Annotated in this window: 9 protein-coding genes; 8 read left to right on the forward strand and 1 reads right to left on the reverse strand. The window is 31.2% G+C overall.

Features of this window, described 5'->3' with window-relative positions; translation table 11 throughout:
• Positions 1 to 1,149, reverse strand: a complete 1,149-nt coding sequence (dinB, locus tag BLW74_RS05215) for a DNA polymerase IV (protein ID WP_089690365.1) — start codon at positions 1,147 to 1,149, stop codon at positions 1 to 3.
• 61 nt (positions 1,150 to 1,210) lie between these two features.
• Between dinB and BLW74_RS05220 the strand changes: the two genes are divergently transcribed.
• The 8 genes from BLW74_RS05220 to BLW74_RS05255 all read left to right on the forward strand — a co-directional run bounded on the left by BLW74_RS05220 (position 1,211) and on the right by BLW74_RS05255 (position 10,725).
• On the forward strand, positions 1,211 to 2,014 hold the full coding sequence (locus BLW74_RS05220; protein WP_089690366.1) for an XRE family transcriptional regulator: 804 nt from the start codon (positions 1,211 to 1,213) through the stop codon (positions 2,012 to 2,014).
• A gap of 279 nt (positions 2,015 to 2,293) precedes the next feature.
• Positions 2,294 to 2,857 (forward strand): recombinase family protein, encoded by a 564-nt coding sequence (locus BLW74_RS05225; protein WP_089690367.1) that lies wholly within the window; start codon positions 2,294 to 2,296, stop codon positions 2,855 to 2,857.
• Between the two features lie 59 nt (positions 2,858 to 2,916).
• Complete coding sequence (locus tag BLW74_RS05230; protein WP_089690368.1) at positions 2,917 to 3,753, forward strand: DNA adenine methylase; 837 nt, start codon at positions 2,917 to 2,919, stop codon at positions 3,751 to 3,753.
• 3 nt (positions 3,754 to 3,756) lie between these two features.
• Complete coding sequence (locus tag BLW74_RS05235) at positions 3,757 to 4,947, forward strand: metallophosphoesterase family protein (RefSeq protein WP_089690369.1); 1,191 nt, start codon at positions 3,757 to 3,759, stop codon at positions 4,945 to 4,947.
• On the forward strand, positions 4,944 to 6,725 hold the full coding sequence (locus tag BLW74_RS05240) for an ORC-CDC6 family AAA ATPase (RefSeq protein WP_089690370.1): 1,782 nt from the start codon (positions 4,944 to 4,946) through the stop codon (positions 6,723 to 6,725). Before BLW74_RS05235 ends, BLW74_RS05240 begins: the two co-directional genes overlap by 4 nt.
• 1 nt (position 6,726) lies before the next feature.
• A complete protein-coding gene (locus tag BLW74_RS05245; RefSeq protein ID WP_089690371.1) occupies positions 6,727 to 7,638 on the forward strand; it encodes a hypothetical protein in 912 nt (303 codons plus the stop codon).
• Positions 7,639 to 8,102: 464 nt separating this feature from the next.
• Entirely contained in the window at positions 8,103 to 8,702 is a 600-nt protein-coding gene (locus BLW74_RS05250; protein ID WP_089690696.1) for a Crp/Fnr family transcriptional regulator, read from the forward strand.
• 1,603 nt (positions 8,703 to 10,305) lie between these two features.
• Positions 10,306 to 10,725 (forward strand): hypothetical protein, encoded by a 420-nt coding sequence (locus BLW74_RS05255; protein ID WP_089690372.1) that lies wholly within the window; start codon positions 10,306 to 10,308, stop codon positions 10,723 to 10,725.
• The last annotated feature ends 3 nt before the right edge of the window (positions 10,726 to 10,728 follow it).

The raw sequence follows: 10,728 nt of genomic DNA on the forward strand, positions 1-10,728 counted from the left end.
TTATTTCCCGAAATCAAAACCAGATGCCCTTCCAACAGAATCAGATCCAAAGCGCTTCTTAATATAATCCATTGTCTGGTATAAACTCATTTGTTCCTCAGTATCTTCAAATAAATTCATTTGATGATTTCCATGTACCAAACCTGTAAATCGTAATCCCACTAAACGAAGTCTCATTCTCCGTGTGTACACCTTATTAAAAAGTTCCAATGCTACTCTTGACAGGGTGTGATCCGCAGATGTATAAGATACTTTACATTGTTTTGTCTCTGTGTCAAAATTGGCATATCGTATTTTTATAACAACTGTAGAAGTCAACCATTTTTCCTGTCTCAACTGATAGGCTAACTGCTCTGCCATTCCGGATATTATTCTCTTCAGCTCTATAACATCCATGGTGTCATTAGTAAAAGTTCTTTCTGTAGAAATGGATTTCCTTTCCGAATAGGGAACTACAGGATTTTCATCAATGCCATTTGCCTTTTTCCAAAGCTCCTTTCCGTTTACACCGATCATCTGTTGCAATACCAATATGGGCATTTCAGACAATGTGTGAATAGTACGAATTCCAATTCTTGATAATAATTGAAAGGTTTTGTCGCCTACCATTGGTATTTTTTTTATAGATAAAGGGTTTAAAAATGGCTTGATTTCCATTTCTTTAATCTCTAATCTTCCAACAGGTTTAGCTTCTCCTGTACCAATTTTAGATACTGTTTTATTAGTAGATAATGCAAAACTTATAGGCAGTCCGGTTTCCTGGGTTACCGTTGCAGCGATTTCCTTAGTCCACTGATAACATCCGAAAAACTTATCCATTCCTGATAAATCCAGATAAAATTCATCTATGCTTGCCTTTTCCATTATTGGAACCTTACTCTGAATAATCTCAGTAACAGTATGAGACAAATTAGAATACATTTCATGATCTCCACGAATTACTTTAGCATCAGGACAAAGCTTAAGGGCCATACGGATTGGTATGGCAGATCGGACACCGAATCTCCTGGCTTCATAAGAACAGCTAGCAACAACGCCACGGTCTCCACCACCTATAATTAAGGGAATATCTTGAAGTTGCGAGTTATTGCGTCTCTCGCAGGATACAAAAAATGTATCAAGATCCATATGTACAATTGCCCGATTCATGTTACAAAATTAGAGACTATTTGTCCCAAAATTATTACATTTGCTGGTACAATTTGTCCCAATGTCAATTTTTGCAGATAACATAAGGTTTTTAAGAGGTAAACGAGGTTTATCCCAACATGCTTTTGCCAATGATATTCTTATCATCAGCAGAGACCGGTACTCTAAATATGAAAGTGGTCGTTCAGAGGCTCCCTACGAAGTATTAATAAAGATTTCAAAGTACTTCAATATAAGTATTGATTTACTTCTTACTGTTGATATCCGGAAGTATCCCCTGGAAGATATTCTTAAGCTTCCCGATAATCGAATTGTTTTGCCTGTTGTTGTAGATCAATTAGGAAACAACAGCATCGAAATCGTTCCGCAAAAAGCATCAATGGGTTATTTATCCGGCTACAGTGATCCGGAATACATTGAAAATTTACAGAGAATCACACTGCCTTTCCTGACCAATGGAAAGTACAGAGCTTTTCCAGCGCAAGGAGATTCAATGCCTCCATTTAAAGATGGTTCTTATATTATTGGGAAGTTTGTAGAAAGTTTGAATGATTTAAAGGCAAATAAAAGTTACATTTTTGTCACGCTCAATGAGGGAATTTCTTATAAGAGATTTATCGGACGCAATGGACAAGTACTAAGTGTAAGTTCTGATAATTTTTTTTATAAACCTTACGATATTCCATTAAACGAGATTATTGAAGTATGGCAATATGCATCAGGAATATTTCCTGAAGATTTTGAGCCCGAAAATTTTGAAAATTATAATCTTAAAGATTTGATCGCTCAGTTAAGGGAGGATGTTCAGAAACTGGATACTAAAGTATCTCATGAAATAATAAAATCTAAGAAAAAACATCTTTAGTTTTAATAGTTAATAGCAATAAAGTTATTAAAATTGTGAGTAAATACTGGCAGTAAGTTTAATAAGCAAGTTCTATTTTTATATGTGAGCAATTTTCTCTATACAGTAAATATTAAGCAAAATAGTTCACTGATCATATAATTGAAAACTGTTGAATGCCTTGTTTTAAAAGGTTCGTTTTATGAAAATTTAAACAATTATATTTTTTTGTTTAATAACAGTCTCATTTTCCGTTTTATTTAATAGTTTTGCAAATAAACCTTTTTTTAAACTAAAATTATGATTGTTGGATATGCTAGAGTTTCTACCTCTGATCAAAATATCTCTACGCAAGTTGAAATTTTGAGAGAAAAAGGATGTGAGAAAATTTTCACAGATATTGCCAGTGGGGTGCGTGAAGATAGAACCGGGCTGAATGAGATGCTTTCTTATCTACGAAAAGATGATATAATATTAGTGTACAAGACAGACCGTATTTTTAGGTCTCTTAAGAATATGATTGACTTAATAGAAAAGTTCAATGAAAAAGGAATTCTTTTTAAAAGTATCACTGAACCTGCATTTGACACAACATCAGCAAATGGAAAATTTATTATACAGATTTTTGGTGCAGTTGCAGAATTTGAAAGAAATCTAATTAGTGAAAGGACTAAATCTGGATTGGAAGGAGCAAGAAAAAGAAAAAAACTTTTAGGTAGGCCAAAAGGCTCTAGCAAATCAAGTATCGAAAAATATCAATATGCAAAACATCTGTACGATAATAAAAAAATTTCAATTGATAAGGCTTGTAGACAGGCAGGAATAAGCAAAGCAACATTTTATCGTGTTGAGAAACAAAATTAAATATAATCCTATTGTAAATAATAAATTTAAAACAAAATAAAAGGATACCTTCTACATACATGACTAAAGAAAAAAAAATACAGATATCAAATTTTCTAAGATGGACAGGATCAAAACGATGGTTTGTCAAAGATCACATTCAGAAATTTTTACCTCATAAGTTTAATAATTATCACGAACCCTTCCTAGGGGGTGGATCTGTATTTTTCTTCATAAAACAATTTTTAGTTACAGACCAAAAAGAATTTTATCTATCCGACACTAATAAGGAATTAATAAACGTTTACGAACAACTTAGGGACGGTCCTGAAGATGTAATTAATTGTTTAAAGAAATTTAAAAATAGTAAAGATGATTATTATAAAATAAGGAATTATAACCCTAGAATAAATTCAAAAAAAGCGGCCAAATTTATATATTTGAATCGTACTTCTTTTAACGGAATTTACCGAGTTAATGCTAATGGAATCTATAACGTTCCTTATGGACACAGACCTAATGTAGATTTTGTTACTGAAGATTTACTTAGGAATGTTAGCAAACTATTACAAGGAATTAAATTTTCTACACAATCATTTGAAGAAGCTTTGCTATCTGTTAAAAAAGGCGATTTAGTTTTTCTTGATCCCCCTTATACTGTAGCACATGAAAATAACGGGTTTATTGAATATAACCAAAAACTTTTCTCCTGGGATGATCAGGAGAGATTGAAACAAATAATTGAACAAATAATCAGTAGAGAAGCGTTTTTTATACTTACAAATGCTAGCCATCATTCAATTGAGGATCTTTATAATGGCATAGCAAATATTACAGTTCTTTCACGGCCGAGTATAGTGGGAGGAAGATCAAAAACAAGAGGTATATATAACGAACTTATCATTTACAATTTTTGAAGTATGGAGAAACGTGTACTTAAATTAGCAATTATCAGTGATCTACATTGCCATCCAAAAAGAAAAACAGGTGAAGGTAATGATGAATCTTATTTATTAACAGACAAGCTTAGAGTACCCTCTAATGATCATCCTGTAGATGATCTATTGGAAAAAATAAATAATAATAAAATAGATAAAGTTGATTTAACATTGTGCCCTGGTGATTTTACCGACAAGGCAAATCAACAAGGTTTTATTTCCGGGTGGGGTTTCTCATTAGAAATTCACAGAGCATTAAACTCTAAAGAAATAATTGCTACTGTTGGGAATCATGATGTAGACGTATATGCCCAAAATTCAAATTATACATTAGATGTAGCAAAAGGAATAAAAAGAGGATTTCCTATTGAAGATGAAACAGCACAAGACATTTTTTGGTCCAAAGGTTGTGTCATTATAGAGCGTGATATTTATAGAATACTTTTAATTAATAGTACTCATTTTCATTATAATAAAGAATCCTCTAAAAGTGGAAAAGTTGGTGATGCTATGATTGAATACATTGAAAAACACCTTTCTTCAAATGATGATGACAAAATAAAGATTGCTATGAGTCACCATCACCCAATTGATCATTCCATATTAAATCTTGGTGAAGAAGACAAAATTAAAAACGCTGATTCACTATTAAATGTATTAGGTAAATATAAATTTGATTTGTTCATTCATGGTCATAAACATCACCCATTAATTAGATATCATAATACCACTTTACACGGTCATAGATTGCCAATATTTGCTTCTGGTAGTTTTTCTTCTCATAGTAATCTAATGTTTACAAGTGTTAGAAATTCATTTCATTTAATTACACTACAAAAAGATAAAATTTGTAAAGGAGAAATTGATTCTTGGACCTTCTTTCCAAATTCAGGCTGGGGACAGCCAGACGATGAAAGTGGATTTCCATCATACGCAGGATTTGGATGTGAAAAAAATATTGAAGACCTTGCAGAAAGTATAGATAATATAATGAAAAGCGAAGGAAAAATGACATGGAATGATCTAGTAAAGCAGGTTCCTGACTTAATACATTTATTACCAGACGAAGGAAAAAATCTTGAAAAATTATTGTCTGACAAACAAATTCATATGGATAAAAGTTTAAGAGCTAAGCCAACCCAAGTATATAATCTAGCAAAATTATACTCATGAGAATAGATGACATATATCCTGCTTATAATGCAAGGCATTTAAATCCAAATGAAGTAGGTGCTTCTTTCATATGGTCTGCAAATTTTGAAAAATTAATACAAAACGGACACTCTGTGATATTAGGAGCGAGAGGTTGCGGTAAAACAACCTTAATGAAAATGCTTACAATTCCTGCCTTAAATTCATGGAGAGATAAACGAGCTAGTAAGATTAGAAAAAGCATTCCATTTTATGCTATATATATTTCAACAGATATATATTGGGATGTTAAAAATCACACCTACAGTTCTCAGTTAGAAAAATTCGAAAATTTTGATCAGATTATTTCATATTTTTCAGTGAATAGTAATGTATTTACCTCTCTCTGTGATACATTTTCCTATATCATTGATGAGTATGAACTTAATGATGAATCAAAAGAAATTGAACTTTGCAAAGCTTTAATAGAGGCTTGGAAGTTAACTCAGGTTATACCAAAGCTTGTTTATATAAAAGAAGCTTTAAATAAAAGGGTAGATGAAGTTAATCAGCTAGTCCAGCAAGTAATTTTTAATTATAAAAAGGGGGATATTATTCCACATCCATCATATTTCAATTTAAATTTTGAGACTTCTGTCGAAGCAATTATTCCAATTTTTGAAAGAATTTATAATCTAAACGATGGAAAAAAATGGGCACTATGCTTTGATGAGTTAGAATTTGCCCCACTATGGTTACAGCAGAAGCTGTTTCGATCTCTGCGAAGTAGAAAACAATTTTTATTATACAAATTAAGTGCAAGTCCAATACTATCCCTAGAATTAGAAAAGTTATTGCAATCTGAGTATCCGGCTACATCTGGAAATGATATGCAAATTATTAAAATGTGGAATTCAGGTGATAATGAGACTTTTTCAAGCCAGATAATTACTTCTCTTTTGAGAAAAAAATTTCCCGGTAAGAAAGGCATAGACTTCTTTGGATCAAACGAAGTTTATAATAGTTCAAACTTATATACTAAGGGGTCCTCATTTTTCAAAAAGATTATTGAATTAGCTAAAAAAGATCCTTCCTTCAATGATTTTTTAAAGGACAGAAATATCGATCCCAACAATCCTGTAATAAACGATAAAAAACTTAAAGACACTATATTCCGAAAAATTAAACCCATCGTATATTTTAGAGATTTTTACATCGATGAGATCAGCAAAAATAACAATAAAGTAACCTATCGAAGTAGAAAAAAGGGAAACGAATTATTTTTTGGACTTGAGGTTTTATCAAAAATTTGTGATGGAAATCCAAGATGGTTAATTGGTATTATAACTTCAATACTATTAAAATCGTCAGAAAGTGGCGCTGAAAAAAATTTGCAATTTGATGAACTTCATAGTGCTGCTCTAAGATTTAAAAATGTTATTGCTAATATACCTATTGGTAATAACACCTCATATTCCTTAATTGATATTATGGAAAAAGTAGGTTTATATTTTAAAGACCAAGTATTAGGTGAAAGATTTTCAATGGATCCTAAAGGTACATTTGAAGTTGATAGCAAAGAAATACTTTTAACAGATGATATTATTTTTCTTTTAGAAAAAGCTATCTCCCAAGGTGCAATAATTTTGGTAGATTCAAAAGATGATAATTTTGATTTTAGAATTCGTGGAAAGAAATTTAAGCTTGCTTATTTACTGAGTCTTTTATACAACCTTCCACTTAGAAGCTACCCTAGTGTTAAACTTTCAGAATGCTTGAGGGGTATTAAGCAAGTTAACCAAAAAACTCTATTTGATTAATATGGAAATAAAATATGGAAAACAAGTTGATATAGATAACATTAATGGAATATCAATAGATCTTTTAATCTTAGCTGGAAACCACGAAAAGAGGATGTTAACTTTATTTGATAAGGTAAAAGATAAAAATGAAATAAAAAAAACAATAATGTTTCGTTTCAAAGACGATTTTAAACCAATATCAAATAATTTTGAATTACAAACTATCAAAGATTGTAATCAAATTTATTATCTTCTCGATAATATTTTCACTAACCATAATAAGGAAAATTTTACTTTACTTGTAGATTATTCTTGTATGACTAAATCATGGTATTATTCTATTATACTGTACTTGTCAAAGAAAAATCTTAAACAAAAAAATATCCGTGTGCTATTTTCCTATACACCTTCTAAATATTCAGAGCCTCTTACACCTAAACCCAATTCTGATATAGCACCATTACCTGGAAAATATGTAATTCCAACTGATAAGCCTAAAGCATTAATTGTCTGCTTAGGATATGAGCAAAATAAGGCAGAGGGTATAATAGAACATTTAGATCCTAAATTCTGTCATATATTTTATACTAAACCCTCATTGGATTCAATGTTTTCAAAAAAAATAGAAGAAAACAACAAAACTATAATCAGTGAAAGAAAAAACCAAATAACCACATATGCTTTTGGAGATTTGCTTAATTTAGAAAGATCTTTGAACGGTTTATATCAGACATTAAAAAAAGATTATAGTATAATTATAGCACCTTTAGGCCCTAAGCCATTTGCTTTAGTGTCAATGATAATGGCCGCAAAATATCCTGAAATAGATATATGGCGAGTTGGTTCTGGATATGATATAAATGAATATGATAGAGAACCATTAGATAATAATTTTTATATTATAAATGACTTATACTTCTCTAATAATTAAATTTAAATACCAAACATAAAATGTGGGCTTTCCATTTTTTATCATCAAATAGAGCTTTCCATTCTCTTTTACTATTGACAAATTCCACAGATTAAAAAATGCAGTAAGTAATAACTTTTGAAAATTACTAAAGTAATTTTCATCTATTGTTATTTTATCATCTTGAATTGTAAATTATCATTTTCTTTTGTAATTGACACAATATCCCCAAATCGCCTTTTACATTTTAGTATGATGTCGCTGCCTGAATTTACATTAACTATTTTTTTTATCTATACTTGACTAAATTCTTTCAAAATGATAAAGGCTGACAATACGACTATTATTCATCTGTATTTTCTCAAACGAGGCATTATGTTTAGAGATTGTTAAACATAATTCCCTTAAGCCTTAAAGGTATAAAAATTGCATACTAAAAAGCACCAATTTACTAAGATGATCAATCTATTAAAAAAAAAATGGATATGATAATCAAAGAAGAAATACTATTAGCAAATGGTGCCACATTTGAAGAGTATAGTAATAATGACACTATTTTCAGTGAAAGTGACAAACCTCAATATTATTTTCAAATAATATATGGAACTGTAGAACTTAACAATTATCATGAAAATGGCAGTGAATTTACACATAACATTCTGAGGGATGGACAGAGTTTTGGCGAATCCTTATTATTTACTGATCAACTTTATCCAATGAATGCTGTTGTTAAAGGTCCGTCCATGATTCTTAAACTTCCAAAAGAGAGCTTTCTTAAATTAGTACAGCAAAACCCTGAAATTTCAATAAGTATCGTTGAATGTCTTGCAGAAAGATTGTTCTATAAATATACAATGCTTTTTAACTTATCTTCTTCAAATCCTATGCTTAAAATTGAAAATATACTTAATTATCTCAAAAGTTTTAACTCTGATAAAAAAGACCCATACACATTTGAAGTTCCATTAACGAGGCAGCAACTCGCAAATCTAACAGGTTTAAGAATCGAAACGGTGATTAGAACTGTTAAAAAAATGGAAAAGAGCAACATTCTGAGGCTAAAAGGTAGAACAATTTATTACTAATTTAACTCTTCAGTAAGTTCTGTTTCAGACTGAGAAGATATAATGCTCATTTATACGACGGGAGCTAGTATGCCAGTATTTGATGTCTTAAAAATTGAATAGCAAAACATCAATCTTACTCCCAACTCCATAATACTAATAGTCTATTTTCCTTCACATAGATGATACAACATGGGGGATACATAATTTATTCACAAGTAGTAAACTATTTAAAAACATTGTTATCTCACCAATCAGCTAAGCTAAACAGAAAATATAGAATCTAATTACGGATATCCGTAAAACGGTTACTTTTTTATTATGAAAAAAAAGCACTAGCTTTGCTTTATAATTTTTAACGATACAAAAGCGTAAGCTATCATTTGGCTACAGAAAACTGCGAATCTTCTTTAATGCCCAAAGTGATAGACTTACGCCCGTACTTCATACGGGTGCGGGCTAAGTCTTTCTGGGTATTAGGTTCTTCGCAGTACCTCTGTAGCAGATTGATTTAGTTCCGCACCTTTCGCTTTTATATTGGTTCATAGATATAGTATAATTTAATATAAAACAAATGAAGAATACATTCTGCAAGGTTAAGATAAATCTACCGTAAAAGTCACATGATAAATATGGGATTTCCCCATTATGAATTATTTATCATTTATAATTTCACACCGAAAAAACATAAACATGAGAAAAATCTATTTCTGTGCATTTATTATATGCACGTTTCTTGGCGTATTCGCTCAGGAAAAAAACTGAACGAAATAAAGACATCCAGCCATCTACCCAGCATTTTCTAAGTCAGATTACCAATAAAATGAAAAATCAGTATTTGATTGATCACAGAAATCTCAATTCCGAGCAATAAACAGCAGACTTCACAAAGAAAACAAATAAAGTTTAGCTTTTCTTTTGGTTAAAAATATACAACAAGGGATTGAAATTTGAGAAAAATATTTTAAAAAACAATACAATAAATAATAGTAATCAGAAATTTTCATAGGTAGTTGTTTGTGTATCGGATGAAGTTGAAAATCTCATCCATACGATGGATGGCGGGGCACTATTGGGGATATATTATAAGAGTGATGTTTCTAATGTAAAAGCAAGTGCTCCGGCGCCATCGTCAACATCCTATTACACATAAGATGGCAGTAACCTATTGAAGATGAATTCAGGACTATAAAACTTGATAAAAACTGAAAAGTAAAATTATTGTAAGGCAGCAAATGAGAATAAAGAAATTACGTTCCCTAGCTTAATTTCTTGCATACACAATATAAGGATTTTCCTTATTTCTTTTGTGTAGGGCTTAAAGCCTATGGTCTCCCAGACTATCTATTTTAATACCCTGATTTCTGTTGGGTTATATTGTTACACCCTAAAAACAAAATGTATGAAAACATTGTATCTATCAGGATAACAAATTCCTATCGCACGAACGACCGTTAAATATTGCGGGAAATCCCATTTATCAGGATAACCCAATCAACTTTTAACTTTAAAACCAAATACAATGAAAAAAAATTATTTAGGTACATCTTTTAGATATACTGCTCTAGGCAAGTCGACCAGAAAAAACTTACTAAATAGGAAAATTCTTCCTCTAATTTGTTTAATGATCGGATTTTTGGGATATTCCCAAACCGAAGTCTATTTCAAATACGATGAAGCCGGCAATCAAAAATATCGTGGTCCCGAAGACCTTGCCGGAAAATCTTCAAAACAACTTAGAACAGCTTCTGTGGCAACTGCACAGGTGATGGATGAAAAGAGTTTCTGGAAACAGTTAAGGCTCTACCCGGTTCCGGTTAATGATCTTTTAACCATTGACTGGACAGAGGAAACGGACAAACTAATAGAGTCTGTTTCTCTTTATCAGCATAGCACGGCACATTGGAAATTCCAGCAGAAGAATATTCCCGGACTTAACATGCAGTTAAAAATTAACATGACTGGTTATGATTGGGGAGTATATATTCTTCGCTTTACGCTGAAAGATGGAAGAGTTTTCAGTAAAAACATCACTAAAAGATAACAC

It is taken from the genome of Chryseobacterium culicis, from assembly GCF_900108365.1.
GTDB lineage: Bacteria > Bacteroidota > Bacteroidia > Flavobacteriales > Weeksellaceae > Chryseobacterium > Chryseobacterium culicis.

Excerpts from the sequence above, each read along its gene's own strand:
- dinB (WP_089690365.1), bottom strand. The coding sequence starts at position 1,149 with ATGAATCGGGCAATTGTACATATGGATCTTGATACATTTTTTGTATCC.
- BLW74_RS05220 (WP_089690366.1), top strand. The coding sequence starts at position 1,211 with ATGTCAATTTTTGCAGATAACATAAGGTTTTTAAGAGGTAAACGAGGT.
- BLW74_RS05225 (WP_089690367.1), top strand. The coding sequence starts at position 2,294 with ATGATTGTTGGATATGCTAGAGTTTCTACCTCTGATCAAAATATCTCT.
- BLW74_RS05230 (WP_089690368.1), top strand. The coding sequence starts at position 2,917 with ATGACTAAAGAAAAAAAAATACAGATATCAAATTTTCTAAGATGGACA.
- BLW74_RS05235 (WP_089690369.1), top strand. The coding sequence starts at position 3,757 with ATGGAGAAACGTGTACTTAAATTAGCAATTATCAGTGATCTACATTGC.
- BLW74_RS05240 (WP_089690370.1), top strand. The coding sequence starts at position 4,944 with ATGAGAATAGATGACATATATCCTGCTTATAATGCAAGGCATTTAAAT.
- BLW74_RS05245 (WP_089690371.1), top strand. The coding sequence starts at position 6,727 with ATGGAAATAAAATATGGAAAACAAGTTGATATAGATAACATTAATGGA.
- BLW74_RS05250 (WP_089690696.1), top strand. The coding sequence starts at position 8,103 with ATGATAATCAAAGAAGAAATACTATTAGCAAATGGTGCCACATTTGAA.
- BLW74_RS05255 (WP_089690372.1), top strand. The coding sequence starts at position 10,306 with ATGATCGGATTTTTGGGATATTCCCAAACCGAAGTCTATTTCAAATAC.